Origin of the sequence: uncultured Pseudacidovorax sp., from assembly GCF_913773995.1 — a bacterium.
Taxonomy (GTDB): Bacteria; Pseudomonadota; Gammaproteobacteria; order Burkholderiales; family Burkholderiaceae_C; genus Xenophilus.
The window spans coordinates 1-22,631 of sequence record NZ_CAJYES010000236.1; the positions used below are offsets into that span (position 1 = coordinate 1).

Annotated in this window: 22 protein-coding genes; 15 read left to right on the forward strand and 7 right to left on the reverse strand. The window is 70.0% G+C overall.

The genetic code is table 11. The features are described from left to right. The coding region (locus QZ772_RS22320) for a substrate-binding domain-containing protein (RefSeq protein WP_295531223.1) at positions 1-686 on the forward strand (686 nt) is incomplete at its 5' end. 46 nt (positions 687-732) lie between these two features. Here QZ772_RS22320 and QZ772_RS22325 read toward each other — a convergent pair. Beyond that, positions 733-1,704 (reverse strand): tripartite tricarboxylate transporter substrate binding protein, encoded by a 972-nt coding sequence (locus tag QZ772_RS22325; protein ID WP_295531226.1) that lies wholly within the window; start codon positions 1,702-1,704, stop codon positions 733-735. Positions 1,705-1,741: 37 nt separating this feature from the next. Then, on the reverse strand, positions 1,742-3,076 hold the full coding sequence (locus QZ772_RS22330) for an arylsulfatase (protein ID WP_295531230.1): 1,335 nt from the start codon (positions 3,074-3,076) through the stop codon (positions 1,742-1,744). Between the two features lie 91 nt (positions 3,077-3,167). Between QZ772_RS22330 and QZ772_RS22335 the strand changes: the two genes are divergently transcribed. Then, on the forward strand, positions 3,168-4,073 hold the full coding sequence (locus tag QZ772_RS22335) for a LysR family transcriptional regulator (RefSeq protein ID WP_295531233.1): 906 nt from the start codon (positions 3,168-3,170) through the stop codon (positions 4,071-4,073). A 29-nt stretch (positions 4,074-4,102) separates the two neighbouring features. On the opposite strand, the gene lolD is transcribed toward QZ772_RS22335, so the two are convergent. Then, complete coding sequence (gene lolD / locus QZ772_RS22340; protein WP_295531236.1) at positions 4,103-4,780, reverse strand: lipoprotein-releasing ABC transporter ATP-binding protein LolD; 678 nt, start codon at positions 4,778-4,780, stop codon at positions 4,103-4,105. Further along, entirely contained in the window at positions 4,773-6,029 is a 1,257-nt protein-coding gene (locus tag QZ772_RS22345) for a lipoprotein-releasing ABC transporter permease subunit (protein ID WP_295531239.1), read from the reverse strand. Before QZ772_RS22345 ends, lolD begins: the two co-directional genes overlap by 8 nt. A gap of 105 nt (positions 6,030-6,134) precedes the next feature. Here QZ772_RS22345 and QZ772_RS22350 point away from each other — a divergent pair, with 105 nt between their 5' ends. The 8 genes from QZ772_RS22350 (at position 6,135) to QZ772_RS22385 (ending at position 13,927) form a co-directional block, all read left to right on the forward strand. Next, positions 6,135-7,109 carry a hypothetical protein gene (locus QZ772_RS22350; RefSeq protein ID WP_295531242.1) on the forward strand — a complete coding sequence of 325 codons (975 nt, stop codon included), beginning with the start codon at positions 6,135-6,137 and terminating at the stop codon, positions 7,107-7,109. Beyond that, entirely contained in the window at positions 7,106-8,935 is a 1,830-nt protein-coding gene (gene recJ / locus QZ772_RS22355; RefSeq protein WP_295531245.1) for a single-stranded-DNA-specific exonuclease RecJ, read from the forward strand. Before QZ772_RS22350 ends, recJ begins: the two co-directional genes overlap by 4 nt. Beyond that, entirely contained in the window at positions 8,932-9,648 is a 717-nt protein-coding gene (locus QZ772_RS22360; protein WP_295531248.1) for a response regulator transcription factor, read from the forward strand. Before recJ ends, QZ772_RS22360 begins: the two co-directional genes overlap by 4 nt. Next, entirely contained in the window at positions 9,648-11,024 is a 1,377-nt protein-coding gene (locus tag QZ772_RS22365) for a HAMP domain-containing sensor histidine kinase (protein ID WP_295531250.1), read from the forward strand. The genes QZ772_RS22360 and QZ772_RS22365 overlap by 1 nt, the downstream gene beginning before the upstream one ends. 61 nt (positions 11,025-11,085) lie before the next feature. Next, entirely contained in the window at positions 11,086-11,334 is a 249-nt protein-coding gene (locus QZ772_RS22370) for a type II toxin-antitoxin system Phd/YefM family antitoxin (protein WP_295531253.1), read from the forward strand. Next, a complete protein-coding gene (locus tag QZ772_RS22375; protein ID WP_294367291.1) occupies positions 11,331-11,717 on the forward strand; it encodes a type II toxin-antitoxin system VapC family toxin in 387 nt (128 codons plus the stop codon). Before QZ772_RS22370 ends, QZ772_RS22375 begins: the two co-directional genes overlap by 4 nt. 175 nt (positions 11,718-11,892) lie before the next feature. Then, complete coding sequence (locus QZ772_RS22380; protein WP_058640861.1) at positions 11,893-12,378, forward strand: tripartite tricarboxylate transporter TctB family protein; 486 nt, start codon at positions 11,893-11,895, stop codon at positions 12,376-12,378. Between the two features lie 37 nt (positions 12,379-12,415). Then, positions 12,416-13,927 carry a tripartite tricarboxylate transporter permease gene (locus tag QZ772_RS22385; RefSeq protein ID WP_295531258.1) on the forward strand — a complete coding sequence of 504 codons (1,512 nt, stop codon included), beginning with the start codon at positions 12,416-12,418 and terminating at the stop codon, positions 13,925-13,927. A gap of 92 nt (positions 13,928-14,019) precedes the next feature. Here QZ772_RS22385 and QZ772_RS22390 read toward each other — a convergent pair whose 3' ends face one another. From QZ772_RS22390 to QZ772_RS22400, 3 genes are read right to left on the reverse strand one after another with little or no spacing between them, the layout of a single operon-like run. Then, positions 14,020-14,910 carry an NAD(P)-dependent oxidoreductase gene (locus QZ772_RS22390; protein ID WP_295531261.1) on the reverse strand — a complete coding sequence of 297 codons (891 nt, stop codon included), beginning with the start codon at positions 14,908-14,910 and terminating at the stop codon, positions 14,020-14,022. A 40-nt stretch (positions 14,911-14,950) separates the two neighbouring features. Further along, the gene (locus QZ772_RS22395; protein ID WP_295531264.1) at positions 14,951-16,420 is read right to left on the reverse strand and encodes an NAD-dependent succinate-semialdehyde dehydrogenase; all 1,470 of its coding nucleotides are present in this window, start codon (positions 16,418-16,420) and stop codon (positions 14,951-14,953) included. A gap of 24 nt (positions 16,421-16,444) precedes the next feature. Then, positions 16,445-17,416 (reverse strand): D-glycerate dehydrogenase, encoded by a 972-nt coding sequence (locus QZ772_RS22400; protein ID WP_295531267.1) that lies wholly within the window; start codon positions 17,414-17,416, stop codon positions 16,445-16,447. A gap of 137 nt (positions 17,417-17,553) precedes the next feature. On the opposite strand from QZ772_RS22400, the gene QZ772_RS22405 reads away from it, so the two are divergent. The 5 genes from QZ772_RS22405 (at position 17,554) to QZ772_RS22425 (ending at position 22,570) form a co-directional block, all read left to right on the forward strand. Then, entirely contained in the window at positions 17,554-18,402 is an 849-nt protein-coding gene (locus QZ772_RS22405) for an FCD domain-containing protein (protein ID WP_295531270.1), read from the forward strand. A gap of 128 nt (positions 18,403-18,530) precedes the next feature. After that, positions 18,531-19,526 carry a hydroxyacid dehydrogenase gene (locus QZ772_RS22410; protein WP_295531275.1) on the forward strand — a complete coding sequence of 332 codons (996 nt, stop codon included), beginning with the start codon at positions 18,531-18,533 and terminating at the stop codon, positions 19,524-19,526. 37 nt (positions 19,527-19,563) lie between these two features. Further along, the gene (locus tag QZ772_RS22415; protein WP_295531278.1) at positions 19,564-20,712 is read left to right on the forward strand and encodes a mandelate racemase/muconate lactonizing enzyme family protein; all 1,149 of its coding nucleotides are present in this window, start codon (positions 19,564-19,566) and stop codon (positions 20,710-20,712) included. Between the two features lie 78 nt (positions 20,713-20,790). Then, entirely contained in the window at positions 20,791-21,777 is a 987-nt protein-coding gene (locus QZ772_RS22420) for a tripartite tricarboxylate transporter substrate binding protein (RefSeq protein WP_295531281.1), read from the forward strand. 64 nt (positions 21,778-21,841) lie between these two features. Next, positions 21,842-22,570, forward strand: a complete 729-nt coding sequence (locus QZ772_RS22425) for a gamma-glutamylcyclotransferase (RefSeq protein ID WP_295531283.1) — start codon at positions 21,842-21,844, stop codon at positions 22,568-22,570. Positions 22,571-22,631 lie beyond the last annotated feature (61 nt).

A 22,631-nucleotide genomic window follows, 5' to 3' on the forward strand; every position in this document is an offset into this window, starting at 1 on the left:
CCCTGGCCGGCTACCAGGTGGACGGCTTCATCCTCAACACCCTGGGCCGCGGCGCGGGCGTGGTCGAGGCCATCGCTGCCCATGGCAAGCCGGCGGTGCTGGTGGACCGCCGGCACGACGGGCTGGATGCCGACTTCGTCTCCATCGACAACCGGTCGGCCATGGCCGAGGCCTGCACTCACTTGGTGGAGGGCGGCTGGCGCGAGCTGCTGTACGTGACCGAGCCGCAGCAGGGCGTGAGCACCCGGCGCGAGCGGGCCGCCGCCTTCCGTGATTGCATGGAGGCGCATGCCCAGGCCTCGCCGCGCGTGCGGGGCGAGGTCTTCGAGATGGCTGAGGGCGACGACGAAGGTCTGCGCGATGCACTGCGCGGCCTGCGCAAGCGCGCCCGCGCACCGCGCCGCGCCGCGGTGGTGGCCGGCAACTCGGTGGTCACGCTGCGCGTGGCGCAGGCCGTTCGGCAACTGGGCTGGGAGTTCGGCCAAGAGCTGGGCTTCATCGGCTTCGACGAGCCCGAATGGGCCTCGCTGGTCGGGCCGGGCCTCAGCACCCTGGCGCAGCCCACCGATGAACTCGGCCGCGCCGCCGCCACCTGCCTGATCGAGCGCATGCAGGGCCTGGAAGGTCCGGCGCGCGAGCTTCTGCTGCCGGGGACGCTGGTGGTGCGGGGCTCGTCGGCCGCCTGATCGAACGAGCCCCGGCCAGGGCCCGATGAAGCCCGACCGCGCTCCACTAGTTCAGGACGATCTTGGCCTTGGTCGCCACGTCGCCGAACTTGCGCAGGCTGTCCTGCACGAACTTTTGCGCATCGGCGGGCGACATGTGCCCCGGCAGCTGGCCGCCGGCTTCCATGGCCGCCTTCACCTGTGGGTTCTCTGGCGCCTTGGCGATGGCGGCGTTGAGCCGCGCCACCACCGGCTCGGGCACGCCCTTGGCCGTGGCGACGGCGAAGTACTGCGTGGCCTCGTAGCCCTTGAGCCCGGCCTCGCTCATGGTCGGCACATTGGGCAGGCTGGGGATGCGGTAGGGCGTGGTCACCGCATAGGCGCGCAGCTGGCCGGCCTTGATCTGTGCCAGCACGGGCGTGACGCCCAGCATGCCCAGCTTGACCTGGCCGCCGACGATGTCCACCACCGCCTGGCCGCCGCCCTTGTACGGCACATGCAGCATATGCGTGCCCGCCACCTGGTTGAACAGCTCGCCGGCCAAGTGCTGGCCGGTGCCGATGCCCGAGCTGGCGTAGTCCCACTGCTGCGGGTTCTTCTTCATCGCGGCGATCAGCGACGTCAGGTCGGCCTGAGGCAGCGCGGCGCCACCCACCAGCACGATGGGCCCCTGCGACAGCAGGCCCACCGCCTGCAGCTCGCGGCCCACCTCGGGCTGATTCTGGCCGAAGAGCACGGGCCCCGGCACGGTCACCAGCGTGTAGCCGTCGCCCTTGGCGCGCGCCGCCTGCTTGAGCGCCAGCGCGCCCGAGGCACCGGGCACGTTGTCGACCACGATGGACTGGCCCAGCTGGTCGGAGACCGCCTTGGCAAAGGCCCGCGTGAGCACGTCCACCGAGCCGCCGGGCACGAAGCCCACGATCCAGGTGATGGACTTGGCTTCGGGCCAGGGCGCTTCGGCATGGGCGCCGAGGGCCATGGCGGAGAGAGCGAGCGCCGACAGGCGCAGCAGATGGCGGCGGGTGGTGGAGGAGTTCATGAGGCTTGCTTCCGGGAGGTGTCAGAGGGGTCGGCGCTCAGCGGTCGAGCTGGCCGGGCGGCGTGTGCGGATGCGCGGCCGCACTGGCGTTGAAGTCGCGGATCATGCGCAGCACCGGGCCCATGACCCATGTGTTGAAGACCAGCACATCGGTCTCTTCCTTGGGGTCGCGCGTCACATTGAACAGGTAGGGCGACTCCAGCTTGCCCTGGCCCTGGTTGACCTCGGGCTCCCAGTAGAAGTGCAGCTTCCAGTCGCGCCACTTGGCCGCGCGCAACTCCTGCTTGATGTAGAAGAGAAAGCCCTCGCGCGCCGACTTTGGCTGCTCGCCGAAGAAGAAGGCCCGCTGGTCCACGCCGTCGATGGGCCGGTCCTGCGGCAGCTCGGCACCGGCCACGGCGGCAAGGGTGGTGAAGATGTCGGTCACGTGCACGATCTCGTTGCTCACGCGGCCCGGCTCGATGCGGCCCGGCCAGCGCGCGATGAAGGGCACACGCAGGCTGCCTTCCATGGCGGTGTGATACGTCCCGCGCCAGGGGCCGGCCGTGCCGCGGTAGGGCGCGCGGAACTCCGGGCCGTTGTCGCTGCAGAAGATGAACAGCGTGTTGTCAGCAATGCCCAGGCGCTCCACCTCGTCGACGATCTGGCCCACGCGGTGGTCCATCTCGGCCATGGAGTCGGCGAAGTCGCCATGGCCGGTGCGCCCGGCAAAGTCCGGATGCGGCAGCGTCGGAAAGTGCAGGTGCACCAGCGGCAGGTACAAAAAGAAGGGCCGGTTCGCCGCCACATGGCGCTGCATGAAGGCGCAAGAGCGGTCCACCAGGTCGGCGTCGATGCCGCGGCGGGCCTCCAGGTCGTAAAGCTTGACCTCGCGCGAGGGTTCGCCGGCACGGCCTTCCATGATGTAGGGCAGGTCGACCACGCTGGGGTCGAAGCCCACGGAGGACGTGAACTGGCTCTCGTCGGTGGTGCGCGGGATGCCATACCACTCGTCGAAGCCGCGGTCCGACGGAAAGCGCCCGGCCACGTCGCCCAGGTGCCACTTGCCGAAATGGGCCGTGGCATAGCCGACCTTGGACAGCAGTTGCGGCAGCGTCACCTCCCAGCGCGTGAGGCCCTGCGGCAGGCCCGGCGGCACGGACTGCAGGCAGCCGGTGCGGATCGGATGCCGGCCCGACATGAGGGCCGAGCGCGTCGGCACGCAGTCGCTCTCGACATTGAAGTTCTGCAGCAGCAGGCCCTGGCGGGCGAGCGCATCGATGCGCGGTGTGGGTGCGCCGCGCAGGGCGCCGCCGCCATAGCAGCCGAGTTCGCCCCAGCCGAGGTTGTCGGCCACGATGAGGACCATATGGGGAGAAGCGTGGGAGGCCATCGAAAGCAAAAGGGATTGGATGGCCTGCAATCTATGACAGCACGGCGTCTTCTAGCATTCCCGTTCCACCGCCTTGCCATGAATGCCAGGAATGAATCTCTCGATCCAGGACATCCGCTACTTCCTCGCCGTGGCCCGTGACGGCCAGCTCTCAGCCGCTGCGGACGAGCAGGGCGTGACCCAGTCGGCGCTCACCAAGGCGATGCAGCGGGTAGAGCGCGAGTTCGGCCTGCAGCTCTTCGAGCGCAGCGTGCGCGGCGTGCGACTGACCTCGGCCGGCCTGCGGGTGGCCGAGCAGATGCGCCGCCTGCAGGCCGAATATGCCGACACGGTGCTGCTGGCCGACGAGATGCGCGCCCGCCAGGCCGGCCTGCTGCGCCTGGGCGTGACCGACACCACCGGCGGCAACCGCATGGCCGCGGTGCTCGGGCCCATGCTGGCCATGCGGCCGGGCCTGCGCGTGAAGATGAGGGTGGACCGCTCCGATGCCCTCGCCGCCCAGGTGCAGGACGGCACGCTGGACCTGGCCCTGGTGCCCGCGTACGAGGGCCTGCCGCTGCCGGCCGAGCGCACCAAGGTCGACAGCGATCCGCTGCTGCCGCTGGTGCGGGTGGGTCACCCGCTCACGCGGCTCGCCCGGCCGACACTGAAGGACGTCGCTGCCTACGGCTGGATGCTCGGACCCGAGCATTCCTTCGCCTACCGCACGGTGGAGGCCGTCTACGCGCGGCAGGGGCTGCCCGCGCCGCAGGTGGTGGTCGAGGTGCCCTTCTCGTCGGAGATGAATCTGACAGTGCTGGCCGCCACCGACCTGGTGACGCTGCTGCCGCGCTCGCTGATGCAACTGGCGCCGGCCGAGCGCTTCACGCAGTTGCCGGTGGCGGCCCTGCGCATCCCGCGGGCGGTGGTGCTGCTGTCGCGGCCCGGGTCGGCGTGGTCGCCGTTGATGGAGACGCTGCGGGGGTTGTTGCTGGAACGGGCCAAGGCGGGGGACTGAGCGCCCGCCGAGCTAAACGCCGGTAGCCCTCAGTCCGCCAACCGCCCCTGCACGAGCCGCAGCACGCGGTCGCAGCGCCCCGCCAGCGTTTCGTCATGCGTCACCATCACGAAGGCGGTGCCGCGCTCGCGCGCCAGCTGCAGCATCAGCGCGAACACGGTGTCGGCCGTGCTGCGGTCCAGGTTGCCGGTGGGCTCGTCGGCCAGCACGCAGGCGGGTTGGGTGACCAGGGCACGGGCGATGGCCACGCGCTGGCGCTCGCCGCCGGACAGCTCGGCCGGCCGGTGCGACAGGCGCTGCCCCAGGCCCACGGCGGCCAGCGTGGCGCGGGCGGCCTCTGCGGCCTTCTCGGGCGCTTCGCGGCGGATCTTCAGCGGCATGGCCACGTTGTCCAGCGCGCTGAACTCGGGCAGCAGATGGTGGAACTGGTAGACGAAGCCCAGGTACCGGTTGCGCAGCCGGCCCTGGGCCGCCGCATCGAGCCGGCCCATCGGCTGGCCCTTGAGCTCGACCGTGCCGCTGCTGGGCGAATCGAGGCCGCCCAGCAGGTGCAGCAGAGTGCTCTTGCCCGAGCCGGAGGCGCCGACGATGGCCATGGTCTCGCCGGCGCGCACGTCCAGGTCCACGCCATGCAGCACGGTGAGGTCGATGCGGCCTTCGTGGAAGCGCTTGGTCAGGCCGCGGGCCTTGAGCACGATGTCATTCATACCGCAAAGCCTCCGCCGGGTTCACACGGCTGGCGCGCCAGCTGGGGTAGAGCGTGGCCACGAAGGCCAGCACCAGGGAGATGATGGCGATGGGCATGATGTCGCTGCGCTGCGGGTCGCTGGGCATGCGGCTGATGAGGTAGATGTCCTGCGGCAAAAAGTGCGTGTGCAGCAGCCGCTCGATGGCCGGCACGATGATGTCGATGTTGTAGGCCACCAGCAGGCCCAGCCCCAGGCCCGCAAAGGTGCCGATCACACCCACCATGGCGCCCTGCACCACGAAGATGCCCATGATGCTCTTCGGGCTCGCGCCCAGCGTGCGCAGGATGGCGATGTCGGCGCGCTTGTCGGTCACCGTCATCACCAGCGTGCTCACAAGGTTGAAGGCGGCCACGGCCACGATCAGCGTGAGGATGATGAACATCATGCGTTTCTCGACCTGCACGGCCGAGAACCAGGTCTTGTTCTGGCGCGTCCAGTCACGGATGAGGAACTGGCCGGGCAGCGTCTTGGCCAGCTCGTCGGCCACCTCGCGGGCCTGGTTCAGGTCCTTGAGCTTCAGGCGGATGCCGGTGGGCCCTTCGAGGCGGAAGACCTTGGCCGCGTCCTGCTCGTGGATCATGGCCAGCGCCGAGTCGTACTCGTAGTGGCCCGAATCGAAGGTGCCGACCACGGTGAATTGCTTGAGGCGCGGCACCACGCCGGCCGGCGTGACCTGGCCGCCGGGCGCGATCAGCGTCACCTGATCACCGTCGCGCACATAGAGCTGGCGCGCCAGCTCGGCGCCCAGCACGATGCCGAACTGGCCCGGCACCAGACGGTCGAGCGCGCCCTTCTGCGCGGTGCTGGAGAAGTCGGTGACCTCGGGCTCCAGCTTGGGCTCGATGCCGCGCACGAGTGCGCCCTTCATGTCCTCGCCGCGGGCGATGAGCGCCTGGCTGGCGATGAAGGGGGCGGCGCCGATGACCTCGGGGTTCTTGCGGGCCGCGTCCATGATGGGCTGCAGATCCTGCAGCGCCTGGCCATCGCGCGAGAAGATCTCGATGTGCGAGACCACGCCCAGCATGCGGTCGCGCACCTCCTTCTGAAAGCCGTTCATCACCGACAGCACGATGATGAGCGCGGCCACGCCCAGCGCGATGCCCGCCATCGAAACGCCCGAGATGAAGGAGATGAAGCCGTTGCGGCGGGTGGCCCGGCCGGCACGCGTGTAGCGCCAGCCGAGCTGCAGTTCGTAGGGAAGAGCCATGGATGCGAAGACGGCGCCGCATGGCACCGGAAGCCCCCGGGAAGCCGGGCCGGGCATTGTGGCATTGGCCCGCGAGCCCCCGCGTCGGACGCGACAATACGGCGCATGTCGCCTTCCGCCGACGCGCTTTCCCCTTCCTCCTCCTTGCATCTGATCATTCCCTTCGCGGGCCGGAGCACGCCCGCGTGTCAGGCGGCCCTGCCCGGCCTCAAGCTGCCCAACCTGGCCGCCCTGCTCGCCCGCCTGCCCGAGGCCGCGGCCGATGTGCAGGAAGAGCACAGCCTCACCCCGCCGCACGAGCGCGCCCGCGCCGCCGCGCTGGGCCTGCCCCCGGCCGCCGACGGCACGCTGCCCTGGGCCGCGCAGGCCGCCCGACGCGCCAGCCTGCCCGGCGCCACCGACCAGGCCTGGGCCTGGGTCACGCTGTGCCACTGGCAAGCGGGCATGAGCGAGGTGGTGCTGACCGACCCGGCCCACCTGGGCGTGCAGCTGGCCGAATCGCAGGCCCTGCTGGCGGCCGTGCGCCCTTTCTTTGAAGAGGACGAGATCCATCTCTTCGCCACCGACGCGCCCGGCACCTGGCTGGCCAGCGGCCCGGTGTTCGATGGGCTGCCCACCGCCTCGCTGGACCGTGCCATCGGGCAGCCGCTGGAGGCCTGGCTGCCCATGGCCGACGGCGCCCGCACGCTGCGGCGGCTGCAGAACGAGATGCAGATGCTGCTCTACAACCACCCGGTGAACGATGCGCGGGGCGAACGCCGCCAGTTGCTGGTCAATTCGCTGTGGTTCAGCGGCACCGGCCGCGCGGCGGTCGTGCACCCGCCGGCCGCCGAGCCCGCCATGGACGAGCGACTGCGCCCCGCGGCGCTGGACGACCATGGCGAGGCCTGGGCCGCCGCCTGGGCTGCGCTCGACGCCGGCCCCATCGCGCAATGGCTGTCCCGCAGCCGCGCCGGCGAGCCCGTCGCGCTGACCCTGTGCGGCGACCGCGCCGCCCGTCGTTACCAGGGCCAGCGCGGCCTGCTGCAGCGCTGGCTGCAGCGCACGCCCGACGTCGCCGCCGTGCTGGAGTCGCTGTGAAGATCATTCCCCGCGACGTGCCGCCCCGCACCGCCTGGGCGCTGGAGCAGGCCGGCCTGCATCCGCTGCTGGCCCGCCTGTATGCCGCACGCGGCGTGGTCTCGGCCGACGAGCTGGACGATGGCCTGGCCCGCCTGCTGCCGCCCGCCGGCCTGCGCGGCGCCGATGCCGCGGCACGCCTGCTGGCCGATGCCATCGCCGCCGACCGTCGCATCTGCGTGGTGGCCGACTACGACTGCGACGGCGCCACGGCCTGTGCGGTGGCGATCCGCGGCCTGCGCCTGCTAGGCGCGCGCCAGGTGCAGTACCTGGTGCCCGACCGTGTGACCGACGGCTACGGCCTGACGCCGCCCATTGCCGAGCGCGTGGCCGCCAGCGGCGCCGACTTGCTGCTGACCGTGGACAACGGCATCGCCAGCGTGGAGGGCGTGGCCCGCGCGCGCGAACTGGGCCTGTCGGTGCTGGTGACCGACCACCACCTGCCCGGCCCCGAGCTGCCGGCCGCCGACGTGCTGGTCAACCCCAACCAGCCGGGCTGCGACTTTGCAAGCAAGAGCATCGCGGGCGTGGGCGTGATGTTCTATGTGCTGCTGGCTTTGCGCGCGGAGCTGCGCGCACGCGGCGCTTGGAACGCCCGGCCCGCCGCCGGGCCGTCCCAAGGCGGGCCCGCCCCGTCGGGGGGCAGCGAACCACGCGCAGCGGGCAGCGTGGGGGCTCCAGTTCAGCAGCCGAAGCTGGATGCGCTGTTGCCGCTGGTGGCCCTGGGCACCGTCGCCGACGTGGTACGGCTCGACGCCAACAACCGCCGCCTGGTGGCCCAGGGCCTGCGCCGCATCCGCGCCGGTGCCATGCCGCCGGGCGTGGCCGCCCTCTTCCGCGCCGCCGGCCGCCGCCCCGAGGTGGCCACAACCTTCGACTTCGGCTTTGCCCTGGGCCCGCGCATCAACGCCGCCGGCCGGCTGGCCGACATGACGCTGGGCATCGAATGCCTGCTGACCGACGACCCGGGCCGCGCCGACGAGCTGGCCAGGCTGCTGGACGGCATCAACCGCGAGCGCCGCGACATCGAAGGCGGCATGCGCGATCAGGCCATCCGGCTGGCCGAGTCGCTGTTCGGCATGCAGCAGGCGGTGGAGGGCCAGGCCAAGGCACAGGCCGGCATGCCCGCCGCCATCAGCGTGTTCGATGCCGAGTTCCACGAGGGCGTGGTGGGCATCGTGGCTTCGCGCCTGAAGGACCGGCACCACCGGCCGGTGTTCGTCTTCGCGGCCAGCGGGGCCGAGGGCAAGTCGCACGAGCTCAAGGGCTCGGGCCGCTCCATCGCCGGCTTCCACCTGCGCGATGCGCTGGACCTGGTGGCCAAGCGCCACCCGGGCGTGCTGCTGCGCTTCGGCGGCCATGCGATGGCAGCGGGCTGCACCATCGCGCGCGACCAGTTCCCCGTGTTCGAACGGGCCCTGGCCCAGATCGCGGCCGAATGGCTGGACGCCGCCACCCTCACCCGCCGTCTGGAGACCGACGGCCCCATCGACCGCGAGTACCTGCGCGTGGAACTGGTCGACACGCTGCACCGCGAGGTCTGGGGCCAGGGCTTTGCGCCGCCCACCTTCAGCGACGAGGTCGAGGTCGTGTCGCAGCGGCTGGTGGGCGAGAAGCACCTGTCGCTCAAGCTGCGCCTGGCCGGCCAGCCCGTGGACGGCATCTGGTTCGGCCAGACCGAGCCGCTGCCGCCCCGCGTGCGCCTGGCCTTCCGGCTCGACGCCGACGAATGGCAGGGCGTGCGCCGGCTGCGGCTGATGGTCGAAGGCGCCGAGCTGCCCCGATGAGCGAGACCCTGTCCTGGCGCTGTCTGCTCGTCGAGGACGACGAGGCCAACGCCCGCTACATCGCCGACGGCCTGCGCCGCATGGGGCACACCGTCGCCATCAGCCGCGACGGCGCCGATGCGCTGGCGCGGGCCACGGGCGAGGCCTGGGACCTGGTCATCCTCGACCGCATGCTGCCCAACGGCATCGACGGGCTCGCCATCCTCGGCACGCTGCGCAACCTGGGCCTGCGCACGCCGGTGCTGGTGCTCAGTGCCCTGAGCGCGCTGGACGAGCGGGTGCGTGGCCTCAAGGCCGGCGGCGACGACTACCTGGCGAAGCCCTTCGCCTTTTCCGAACTGGCGGCGCGCGCCGAGGCGCTGGTGCGCCGCGCCCGACCCGGCCCCGAGCAGCGCGTGCTGCAGGTGGCGGACCTGCGGCTGGACCTGGGCACGCGCCGTGCCGAGCGCGGCGGCAAGCCGCTGGCGCTGCAGCCGCGCGAATTCCGCCTGCTCGCCTGCCTGATGCTCAACGCGGGCCAGGTCATGACCCGCACCATGCTGCTCGAAGCCGTGTGGGACTACCAGTTCGACCCGCAGACCAACGTGATCGACGTGCAGATCAGCCGCCTGCGCACCAAGCTCGACGGCACCGGCGGCCCGCCGCTGATCCACACCGAGCGCGGCGTGGGCTATCGGCTGGCCGCGCCAGAGCCCGGGGAGTCTTCCGCCTGATGGGCGCCTGGCGCCGCCTGTGGGCCTCGGTGGGCTTCCGGCTCGCCTTCCAGTACGCCGTGCTCGTGGCCATCACCATGATGGCGGCGCTGGCCATCGTCTACCTGCAGACCGTGGGCGTGCTGCACCAGCGCATCGCGCGGCAGGTGGGCACCACCACCACGCAGATGATGGCCCGGGCCGAGCAGGAGGGCCTAGCCGCCGTCGTCGCCGCCATCGGCCGCGCGCTGGCCGATGGCCGGCAGTCCGACACCGAGCTCTACGGCCTGTGGCAGCCCGACGGCACGCGCCTGGCCGGCAATCTGGATGTGCCGCCCGCCGATGCCGCCAGCAACCGCGACGGCCAGCAGCGCGCGCAACGGGGCGGCACCACCATCACCGGCTACCTGGCCGTGCGCCGCCTGCCGGACGATGCGCTGCTGGTGGTCGGCCACGACCTGGGTGACCAGGAGGCACTCGAATCGCTGGTCGTCAGCGCCAGTGCCGCAGCCGGCCTGATCGCGCTCCTGCTGCTGGTGGGTGGCGTCTTCGTGTTCCGCCAGGAGCTGGAGCAGGCCGTGGGCCGGGTGCGCCGCACGGCCGGCCGCATCGCCGAGGAAGGCCGGCTGGCCGAGCGGGTGGACCTGGCCTCGGGCGACGACGAGTTCGCGCACCTGGGCCAGGACATCAACGCCATGCTCGACCGCATCGAGTCGCTCATGGAAGGCGTGCGCCATGTCTCCAACACCATCGCCCACGAGCTGCGCACGCCGCTCACGCGCGCCCTGCTGGGCCTGCAGGCGGCGCAGGCACCCGGCACCGGCGACGACGCGCGGCGCGAGGCCATCGACCGCGCCGTACACGAGCTGCAGGAGCTGGGCACCGTCTTCCAGAAACTGCTGCAGATCGCCGAGGCCGAGGCCGGCGCCCGCCGCCGCGCCTTCGCGCCCGTGGCACTGCACACCATCGCCGACGACGTGGCGGAGCTGTACGAGGCCGTCGCCGACAGCCAGGGCGCCCAGTTGCTGCGCGAACCCGCGGAAGAAGCCTGGGTGGACGGCGACCGCGACCTGCTGGCCGGCGCCATCGCCAACCTGGTCGACAACGCGCTGAAGTACGGCGGCCCCGGCTGCACCGTGCGCCTCGGCACGTCGATGGCCGCCGGCCAGGCCGTGGTCGAGGTGCAGGACGACGGACCCGGCGTGCCCGAGGCCGACCTGGCCCGCATCGGCGAGCGCTTCACCCGCCTGCAGCCCGAGCTGCCCGGCCACGGCCTGGGCCTGGCCAACGTGCGCGCCGTCGCTGCCCTGCACGGCGGCCGGCTGGTGGCCGAGGGCGCGCAGCCGGGGTTGCGGATGCGGCTGGTGTTGCCGGTCCAGCCGCAGCACCACAACTGATCGGCGCTTGTATAGCGCCAAACGGCAAATTAGACTAAGGTTAGCTAACCAAGACGCCCCTATGCAACCCGTCAACATGTTCGAAGCCAAATCGTCGCTGTCGCGGCTGGTCGAGGCCATTGAGGCCGGCGCGGAAAGCGAGATCGTCATCGCTCGCCATGGGCGGCCGGTCGCCAAGCTCGTTCCCGTGGACGAGCCCATCGTTCAAAAGCGCATCGGCGTCGCGAAGGGCAAGTTCGAGGTGCCGGACTCGATCGATGCGCACAACGTCGAAGTGGCCGCTTTGTTCGCTGGCGAAACCAAGCTTTGAACCTGCTGCTGGACACCCACATTGCGTTGTGGGCCATCGCCGACAGCCCGCGCCTTTCTCCCGCTGCGCGCGAGCGAATCGTGTCGCCCCGCGCCACCGTCTGGGTGAGCGTTGCATCGCTGTGGGAGATCGCGATCAAGCATTCGCTCGGCCGAGGCGACATGCCGGTCAGTAGCGAGGAGGCATGGGCCTACTTCCGTGACGCGGGCTATCAGCTCCTGCCGATCAAGCCAGAGCACATCATCGAGGTGGAGACGCTGCCCTCTCACCACAAAGACCCGTTCGACCGACTGCTGGTGGCTCAGGCCCTCGTCGAACCCATGCACTTGCTGACGCACGATCCGCTCGTGGCGCTCTACAGCGACCGCATCCTGCACGTCTGAAGCCCAGACGGCTCAGCCAGCGGCCCTTTCCCCGCGCCCACATTGCCAAATGGCAATGTGTCGGTAACCCACGGCGCACGCCTCCTTTCCTACGATCGCCCGCGCTTTCCCGCCTGCCATGGCGGGCCCTCCGCCGTGCGCGGATTGCTCATCAACGATCAAGGAGACCTGCAGGGTGAAGATCAAGAGTCAGAGAGATTTCTTTTCGGGCGCGCTGTTCTGCGCCTTCGGCGTGGCGTTCGCCTGGGGCGCCACCTCGTACACGGTGGGCGACGGCGCCCGCATGGGCCCGGGCTACTTTCCGCTCATCGTCGGCGTGCTCATCGCCATCATGGGCACGCTGATCACGCTCAAGGCGATGACGGTGGACACCGAGGACGGCGAGCCCATCGGCCGCATCGCCTGGCGGCCGCTCATCTTCATCATCGGCGCCAACCTCGCCTTCGGCGTGCTGCTGGGCGGCCTGCCCAGCATCGGGCTGCCGCCCATGGGGCTGATCGTGGCCATCTATGCGCTGACCTTCATCGCCAACCTGGCGGGCGACCATTTCAGCGTGAAGTCTTCGCTGGTGCTGGCCACCATCCTGGCGGTGGGCAGCTACCTCGCCTTCGTCGTCGCGCTCAAGCTGCAGTTCCCGGTCTGGCCCACGTTCATCGCCTGATCCCCTTTCCCCTGAGACATACAAGAACACGGGCCTCATGGACCTCTTCAACAACCTGGCGATCGGCTTCGGCGTCGCCTTCACATTCCAGAACCTCCTCTACGCCTTCGTCGGCTGCCTGCTGGGCACGCTGATCGGCGTGCTGCCGGGCATCGGCCCCGTGGCGACCATCGCCATGCTGCTGCCGGCCACCTATGCGCTGCCGCCGGTGTCGGCGCTGATCATGCTGGCGGGCATCTACTACGGCGCGCAGTACGGCGGCTCGACCACGGCCATCCTGGTCAACCTGCCGGGCGAATCGTCATCCGTGGTCACGGTGATCGACGGCTACCAGATGGCGCGGCAGGGACGGGCCGGACCGGCGCTCGCGGCCGCGGGCCTGGGCTCCTTCTTCGCGGGCTGCGTGGGCACCATCATCCTGGCCGCCTTCGCGCCGCCACTGACCGAACTCGCCTTCAAGTTCGGGCCGGCCGAGTACTTCAGCCTGATGATCCTGGGCCTGATCGGCGCCGTGGTGCTGGCATCGGGCTCGCTGCTCAAGGCCATCACCATGATCCTGCTGGGCCTGGCCCTGGGCCTGGTGGGCACGGACGTGAACTCGGGCGTGGCCCGCTACAGCTTCGACATTCCGGAACTGACCGATGGCATCGGCTTCATCGCGATCGCCATGGGCGTGTTCGGCTATGGCGAGATCATCGGAAACCTGTCGCAGCCGGAGGAGCAGCGCGAGGTGTTCACGGCCAAGGTCAAGGGCCTGTGGCCCACGGCCGCCGACTTCAAGCGCATGACACCTGCCGTGCTGCGCGGCACCGCGCTGGGCTCGGCCCTGGGCATCCTGCCGGGCGGCGGTGCGCTGCTGTCCTCCTTCGCCTCGTACACGCTGGAGAAGAAGATGCGCCGCGCCCCGGGTGAGGTGGCCTTCGGCAAGGGCAACATCCGCGGCGTGGCCGGTCCTGAGTCGGCCAACAACGCCGGCGCGCAGACGTCCTTCATCCCGCTGCTGACGCTGGGCATTCCGCCCAACCCGGTGATGGCGCTGATGGTGGGTGCGATGACCATCCACAACATCCAGCCCGGCCCACAGGTCATGACCAGCAACCCGGAACTGTTCTGGGGCCTGATCGCCTCGATGTGGATCGGCAATCTGATGCTGATCATCCTGAACCTGCCGCTGATCGGCGTGTGGATCAAGCTGCTGACCATTCCCTACAAGTGGCTCTTCCCGGCCATCGTGCTGTTCTGCGCGGTGGGCGTGTACTCGGAGAACAACAACACCTTCGACGTCTGGATGGTGGCCGTTTTCGGCGTGGTGGGCTATGCCTTCCTCAAGCTCAAGTGCGAGCCGGCGCCACTGCTGCTGGGCTTCATCCTGGGGCCGATGATGGAAGAGAACCTGCGCCGGGCGCTGCTGCTGTCGCGCGGTGATTGGGGCGTGCTGGTGTCGCGGCCCATCTCGGCCGGGCTGCTGGCGGCATCCGCCCTGCTGCTGGTGATCGTGCTGCTGCCGGCGGTGAAGGCCAAGCGCGAAGAGGCGTTCGTCGAGGAGTGACGCAGCGTCCCCGTGCGGCCAGGCCGCATGGTGGATGCGCAATGATGAAGGGCGCCCTGCGGCGCCCTTTCTGCTTTGGGCCTTCGGCCCGCTCAGCCGGCCGCGCCCTGCTGCGCCAGCCACGCCACCAGTTGCGGAAGCAGGGCCTGCGGATCGCCCTCTTCCACAGCCGCCTCCAGCGTCTGCCGCACGCCTTCGGCAATCGTGTTGGCCGCCCCGCTGTCGCGGGCCATGGTGGTGTAGTAGCCCAGGTCCTTGAAGGCGTTGGCCATGCTGAAGCGCAGGCCGCTCGGATCTTGCGACAGCAGGAAGGGCCGCAGCCGCTCCAGTGCCGTGCCGCCACCGCCGCCTTTGGCCAGCACGTCGATGAACACCTCGGCCGCCACACCCGCGCGTTGCGCGCAGGCCGCTGCCTCGGCGATCAGCGCCACCGAGCCCAGCGAGACGTAGTTGTGCAGCAGCTTCATGCGGTGGCCGGCCCCGACGGGCCCGCAATGCGTGATGTTCTCGGCAAAGCAGGCCAGCAGCGGGCGGCATTCGTCGAACAGTGCGGTCTCCGCGCCAACCAGCAGGTTGAGCCGGCCCTCAGCGGCCTCCTTGGGCGTGCGGGTCATGGCGGCGTCCATGAAGCGCCCGCCCGCTTCGGCCACCACACCGGCCAGCCGCTCGGTGGAAGAAGGGATGGCCGTGGAGCAGTCGATGACGATCGCACCGCGCCGCAGCCCCTGCAGCACGCCGCCTTCGCCCAGCAGCACGGCCTCCACCTGCGGCGAGCCGGTCACGCACAGCAGCAGCACGTCGACCTCGGCAGCGAGCGCCTGCGCGCTGCCGAAGGTGCGCACACCCGCCGCCTTGAGGGCGTCCAGGGGCTGGTTGCCCGCGTGCTCCAGCACGGCCAGCGAATGGCCATGACGCACGATGTTGGTGGCGATGCCGTGGCCCATCAGGCCCACGCCGATCAGGCCGATCTTCCTGTCGCTCATTGGATGTCTCCTTGGTTGTCGATGCGATGTGGCGCCATGCTCAGCGCGGCAGCGGCCGGCCCAGGCCGCCGGCGCACACGTACTTGATCTCGACGTAGTCGTCCACGCCGTACTTGGAGCCTTCGCGGCCCACGCCCGATTCCTTGATGCCGCCGAAGGGCGCCAGCTCGGTGGAGATCAGGCCTTCGTTGAGGCCGACGATGCCCACCTCCAGCGCCTCGGCCACGCGCCAGGCGCGGGCGTAGTCCTGCGTGTAGAAGTAGGCCGCCAGGCCGAAGGGCGTGTCGTTGGCCATGGCAACGGCCTCGTCGTCGGTCCCGAAGCGGATCAGCGGTGCCACCGGGCCGAAGGTCTCTTCTTGCATCAGCCGGGACTTCGGCGACACCTCGGCCAGGATGGTGGGCGTGAAGAAGCGCCCGCCCAGCGGGTGCGGCTTGCCGCCGGTCACGATGCTCGCGCCCAAAGCAACGGCATCGTCGATGTGTTCGCGCACCTTGGCCACGGCCGCGTCGTCGATCAGCGGCCCCAGCTGAACGCCAGGCGTCAGGCCGTTGCCGACCACCTGCGCTTCCACCGCCTTGCGCAGCAGGGCGGTGAAGCGCTCGTAGATGCCCGACTGCACGAAGATGCGGTTGGCACACACGCAGGTCTGCCCCGCGTTGCGGAACTTGGAGGCCATGACGCCAGCAACCGCGGCGTCCAGGTCCGCGTCGTCGAAGACGATGAAGGGCGCGTTGCCACCCAGTTCCATGGACACCTTCTTGACCGTGCCCGCGCACTGCGCCATCAAGGTCTTGCCGACCTCGGTGGAACCGGTGAAGGAGAGCTTGCGCACCACCGGATTGGCCGTCAGCTCGCCGCCCACGGTCGAGGCCGAGCCGGTCACCACGTTGAGCACGCCCGGTGGAATGCCCGCCTCCATGGCCAGTTGCGCGAGGGCCAGCGCCGAGTAGGGCGTGGCCGACGCGGGCTTGATGACGATGGTGCAGCCCGCTGCCAGCGCAGCACCCGCCTTGCGCGTGATCATCGCGTTGGGAAAGTTCCACGGCGTGATGGCCGCCACCACGCCCACCGGCTGCTTGAGCACCACGATGCGCCGGTCCATGCTGGCGGCCGGGATCACGTCGCCGTAGACGCGCTTGGCCTCTTCGGCAAACCATTCGATGAAGCTGGAGCCGTAGGCGATTTCGCCCTTGGCCTCGGCCAGGGGCTTGCCCTGCTCCAGAGTGAGGATCATGGCCAGGTCGTCCTGATGCGCCATGCACAGGTCGAACCAGCGTCGCATCAGGCGCGAGCGCTCCTTGGCGCTGGTCTCGCGCCAGGCCGGCAGTGCCTGGTTGGCCGCATCGATGGCCGCGCGAACGTCGGCGGCGGCCAGGCGCGGCACCGTGCCAAGCGTGCTGTCGTCCGCGGGGTTGGTGACCGTCAGCGTGGCGCCGTCGGTGGCGTCGACCCAGCGGCCGCCGACGAGGCATTGCTGGCGGAAGAGTTCGGTGTGTTGGAGCTTCATGGTGCGTGCTTGGAATGAAAGGGATCAGCGCAGAAGGTTGTCGGGCGTACGGCCGGCGCGCAGCGCCTCGATGCCGTCGATGAGCAGCCAGCCCATGGCATCGCGCGTCTCGTGCGTCGCGCTGCCGATGTGCGGCGAAAGGAAGACGTTATCGAGCCCGCGGTAGCCGGGGTGCACCTGGGGCTCGTTGGCAAAGACGTCCAGTCCTGCACCGCGGATGTGGCCACGACGCAGCGCATCGATCAGCGCCTCGTCATCGACCAGATCGCCGCGGGAGATGTTGACCACCACCGAGCCCGCCGGCAGGCGTGCCAGGCGCTCGGCATCGAGGACGCCCTTGAGCGCCGGCGAACCCGGCGCCGCGATCATGAGGATGTCGATGCCAGGGAGCATGCCTTCCAGCGTCGGGTGATAGGTGGCCCCTGCCTCCATGTCGGGCGCGAGACGCGAGCGGTTGTGATAGTGGATGGTCAGCCCGAAGGCACGCGCGCGTTCGGCGATGGCGCGGCCGATGCGGCCCATGCCGAAGATGCCCAGGCGCCGCCCGACCAGGCCCATGCCCAGCAGCTGGGTGGGTGCCCAGCCCTGCCAGGCGCCGCTGCGCACCAGCCGGTCGGCCTCGAAGCCGCGGCGGCAGGCATTGAGCAGCAGCATCAGCGCGATCTCGGCGCAGGCATCGCTGAGCACGTCGGGCGTGTGCAGCACCTGCACGCCGCGCTCACGGGCAGCGGCCAGGTCGATGTGGTCGTGGCCCACCGACAGCGTGGCCACCACGGCCAGCGTGGGCGACAACGCGGCCATGACCTCCGCCGTCACCGGCTCGGTGGCCGTCACGAAGAGCAGGTGGCAGCCCTGCGCACGCGCCGAGATCTGTGCGGCGGAAAGAATCGAATCGTCCTCGTTGACGACCAGCTCGAAGCGCTCGGCCAGGGCGGCCTCGACAGCGGGGGTGAAGCGTCGGCAGAGGAAGGCCCGCGGCCGGTCGGGAAGGTTCATGACTGTCTCTCTTGGTTCTGCGATGTGCGGGTCATCGCCGTTTCGCGCTCAAGTTGTATTACAAATACGTCACATCACTTCTGTCAAGCCTGAAGCGCCGGTGCTATTCTTCGGGCCCCGACCAGCCTGCCCTCATCATGGCCTTCTCGATCCAAGACGATGCGACGTCCCGCGCTGCCGAAGGCACGCTGGCCGACCGGGTGACCGGCCTGATCGCGGCGGACATCCGCGCCCGCGTCTATCCCGTCAACACCCGCCTGCCCACCGAGCTGGCCATGACCCAGCAGTACGGCGTGAGCCGCACCGTGATCCGCGAAGCCATCTCGCGCCTCAAGTCCGAAGGGCTGGTGGAAACGCGCCAGGGCAGCGGCACGGTGGTGCGCGATCCCAAGGCCACGGACGCCTTCCGCCTGGGCCAGGGCAGCGTTAACGACGCCGAGTCGCCCGCGCACGGCGTGCTGCGCATCCTGGAACTGCGCCGCGGCATCGAGGCCGAGATGGCAGCCCTGGCCGCCGAGCGCCGCACGGGTGCCGAGATGACGCAGATCCAGCAGGCGCTGCGCGCCATCGCCCGGGCCGAGAAGGAAGGCCGCGATGGCGTGGAGGAAGACCTGGCCTTCCACATCGCCATCTCGCATGCCGCCCACAACGCCCACTACACCGAACTGCTGGGCATGCTCACGCGCGCGCTGCACGACGCGATCCGCCTCACGCGCTCCAACGAGGCGCGGCGCATCGACCTGGCCGCGCAGGTGCAGGCCGAGCACGAAGCCATCTGCGCCGCCATCAAGGCGCGCGATGCCGCCGCAGCCCGAACGGCGGCCTTCATGCACATGCACAACACGGCAGGACGCATCGAGCAGGCGGGTCAGGACTTCTGGACCGGCGACAGCCGGGCCGCCGCGCGTCGCGTGGCCCGGGCCAAGCTGGGCGAGGCGTCTGCACCCTCGCAGGCCAAGGCCGGCAAGCCGGCGAAACCAAGGTAAACACGGTTTCCTCGAACAAAGTTGTCTGATAGATTCATCACACAACTTTGACGCGGCGCCGCTTGATCCCGCATCGACACCTCGCCGCCGCAGGCACCCCTTCCGCACCGCCGACCCACCCCATCGCCATGAGCCCACCGCGCGTCCTGCTGACCGATCCGCTCCATCCCGATGCCCTTGCAGCCCTGTCGCAATGGGCCGAGACCGAGCAGATCCCCGACGGCGTGGTGCGGGAGGCCAGCGACGCCTGGTTGCGCGAGGCCATCGGCCGCTTCGATGGCATCGTCGTGCGGCGGCTGCTGCCGGCCGACCTGTTCGATCGCCCTCAGCGCCTGCGCTGCGTGATGCGCCAGGGCGTGGGGCTGGACTTCATTCCCGTCGAGCGGGCCACGGCACGCGGCGTCCCCGTCGGCAACACGCCGGCCGTCAATGCCAATGCCGTGGCCGAATACGTGTTTGCCGCCCTGCTCGCGCACGCCCGGCAGTTGGCCGACTTCGACGCCAGCGTGCGCGCGGGCGACTGGGCGGTGCGGGCGCAGGCCGGCGCCCGCACCTTCGAACTGCGGGGCCGCACGCTGGGCCTGATCGGCTTCGGCGCCATCGGCCAGCGCATCGCTGCCATCGCGCAGCAGGGCTTCGGCATGGGCGTGGCGGTGTGCACCGGCACGCCCGCCAAGGTGCCTGCGGGCATGACCGCGTTGCAACTGCCGGCGCTCTTCGCCGCCAGCGACTTCGTGGTCGTCGCCTGCCCGCTCACCCCGCAGACACGCGGCATGGTCGATGCCGAAATGCTGTCGCACGCCAAGCCCGGCGCCGTGCTGATCAACGTGGGCCGCGGCCCCGTCGTGCGGGAACAGGACCTGGTGCACGCGCTCGCGCACGGTCCGCTCGGCGGCGCCGTGCTCGACGTCTTCGAGACCCAGCCGCTGCCTGCCGACAGCGGCCTGCGCCAGCACCCGCGTGTGCTGCTCACGCCGCATCTGGCCGGCATCACGCAAGAGGCCGAGCGGGCCATGGGCCTGATGGCCGTGGACACTCTGGCGGCAGTGCTGCTGCGCGGCGAGCGGCCACCCAACATCGTCAACCCCGAAGTCTTCGGCGCCCCGCCTCCGCCCGGCCGCTGAAGACCTTCAACCCACCTTCAAGAACAGGAGACACGCCATGAAGATCACCCGCATCACCGCCATTCCACTGTCGTACCGGCTGCCCGAGGGCAAGACCGTCACCATGGGCATCGGCAGTACGCTCAAGCGCGACTGCATCATCGTGCGCGTCGAGACCTCCGAAGGCATCACCGGTTACGGCGAGGCCCATCCGGGCCGCAGCCCCGGCGCCATCGTGAGCCTGATCCACAACACGCTGCAGCCGCTGCTGGTGGGCATGAACGCTACCGACGTGGTGGGCGCCTGGCAGCGCGTGCACCGCATGCAGCTGTCCAGCCACGGACTGGGCGCCGGCACCTGCCTGGCGCTGTCGGGCATCGACATGGCGCTGTGGGACATCCGCGGCAAGGCCGCCAAGATGCCGCTGTACGAGCTGCTCGGCGGATCGCACCGCCGCATCCCCGCCTACGCGGGCGGCATCGCGCTCGGCTACCAGAGCCCCGAGTCGCTGGCCGAAGAAGCCCAGTCGTATGTGGCGCAGGGCTACAAGGCCGTCAAGCTGCGCATCGGCGACACCGTCAAGAACGACGTCGCGCGCCTGCGCAAGGTGCGCACGGTCCTCGGCGACGACATCGACATCCTCACCGATGCCAACACCGCCTACACCATCGCCGATGTGCGGCGCGTGATGCCCGTGCTGGCCGACATCCAGGCTGGCTGGCTGGAGGAGCCCTTCGCCTGCAACGACTTCGCCTCGTACCGCGAAGCCGCCAAGATCTCGCCGCTGGTGCCCATTGCGGCCGGCGAGAACCACTTCACCCGCTTCGAGTTCGGCCAGATGCTGGACGCGCGCGCGGTGCAGGTCTGGCAACCCGACCTGTCGAAGAGCGGCGGCATCACCGAGGGCGTGCGCATCGCGGCCATGGCCTCGGCCTATCGCATTCCGCTGCATGCCCACAGCTCGGCCACCGGGCTCAACCATGCGGCCACGCTGCACTTTCTGGCGGCCACCGAGAACGCGGGCTACTTCGAGGCCTGCGTGTCGCACTTCAACCCCTTCCGCGACATGTTCGGCAGCACCTTCCAGATCGGCGACGACGGCTGCGTCGAGCCGCCGCGCGGACACGGCATCGGCATCGAGGTGGACGAATCGATCTTCGACAAGTACCCCATGGTCGATGGCCCGGGCTATGTCGTGAAGTTCTGACCCACGCCGCAGCCGCCACCCCGCCCGCCGGTGCGCAACCGGCACCACGACAACGACGACGAACAACGGAGACAAGCCATGCAATTCGACAAGCGCCAACTGCTGCGGGCCATGGCCGCAGCCCCCCTGACCCTGGCCGTGGGCCGCGCCTGGGCCAACGACGATTACCCGAGCAAGCCCACGCGGATCATCGTTCCGTACACACCGGGCGGCTTCAACGACACGCTCGCGCGCACGGTGAGCGACCGCCTCAACCGCAGTTGGAAGCAGTCAGTGGTGGTGGACAACCGGCCGGGCGGCAACACGGTGCTGGGCAACAACCTTGCGGCCAAGTCGCCGGCCGACGGCTACACCATCCTCATCACGCCCCTGCCCTTCTCGGCCCTGCCCGCGCTGTACGGCAACAAGCTGCCCTACAGCGCCACGGCCGACTTCCAGCCGCTGGTGTGGGCCGGCTACACGCAGAACGCGCTGGTCGTGCGGCCCGACCTGCAGGGCGTGACCAACGTGCGCGAACTCATCGCCTACGCCAAGAAGAACCCCGGCAAGCTCAACTACGGTTCCACCGGCTCGGGCTCGTCCAACCATCTGTCGATGGAGCTGTTCATGAGCATGACGGGCACGAAGATGACCCACGTGCCCTACAAGGGCAGCGCGCCGGCCGTGATGGCCATGCTGGGCGGCGAGATCGACGTGCTGTTCGACAACGTGCCCAACCTCATGCAGCAGATCAAGGCCGGCAAGCTCAAGCCCATCGGCGTGACCGGCGCCAGCCGTGCCGCGCTGCTGCCCGAGGTGCCCACGGTGCAGGAGGCCGGGGTGCCGGGCTACGAGGTGATCGTGTGGTTCGGCATGCAGATGCCGGCGGGCGTGCCCAAGCCCATCGTCGAGCGCGCCAATCGCGACATCGTGGCCGTGCTGAAGGACCCGGAGGTGGTCAAGCTGTTCCGCGACCAGGGCGTCGAGGTGGTCGCCAGCACGCCCGAGGCCTTCGGCGAGCTGCTGGCCAAGGAGATTCCCAAGTGGACGAAGGTGGTGAACGACGCCGGCGTCAAGCTCGAGTGAGCCCACGGGCGGGTGCGCACGAAACATGCTGGCGGTCAGCCCGCCCGTCGCACAATCCAACGCCATGCCCGCCAGCCTCAGCCCGCTGCCTCCGGCGCCTGCCGGTCAACCCTTCACCCGGGAGAGCCTGTTCGACGGCTCCGTGATGGCCGCCCTGAAGGCCTGCGCCCCGCCCGACGTGCGACTGCGCACCCAGGAAGAGCTGGACGCCTGCCTGGACGCCACCCTGGCGAGCCACGACCCGGCCGACGACCTCTACCTCTTCGGCTACGGCTCGCTGATGTGGAACCCCGCCATCCACCACATCGACGCCGCGCCCGCCCTGGTGCGCGGCTGGGGCCGGCGCTTCTGCCTGTGGCTGTACATGGCCCGCGGCTCCGTCGAACACCCCGGCCTGATGCTGGCCCTGGACCGCGGCGGCGCCTGCCGCGGCATCGCCCTGCGCATCGCCGCCGAGCAGGTGCGCAGCGAGCTGCAGCTGGTGTGGCGGCGGGAGATGCTGTCGGGGGCCTATGCGGCGCGGTGGGTGACGGCCGAATGCCAGGGGGAGCGGCGGCGAATGCTGACCTTTGTGGCGAACCGGGCGCATCCGCGGTATGCGGGACGGATGGAGCCGGGGGAGGTGGCGAGGTATATCGCGGATGGGCGGGGGGCGTTGGGGACTTGCCGGGATTACTTTCAGCGCACGGTGGATGCCCTGCAAAACTTGTCCATGCAGGACTCCGAACTGGAGCGAATTGCGCAAGTGCTCACCTCAAAGTCGCGCGCAGTTTCGGGGAGCGATCTCGCATAGACGCCACCCGACGTCTCATAATCGAAAACTCTCATACCGCTCGCACTGCGAGCTTACGTTG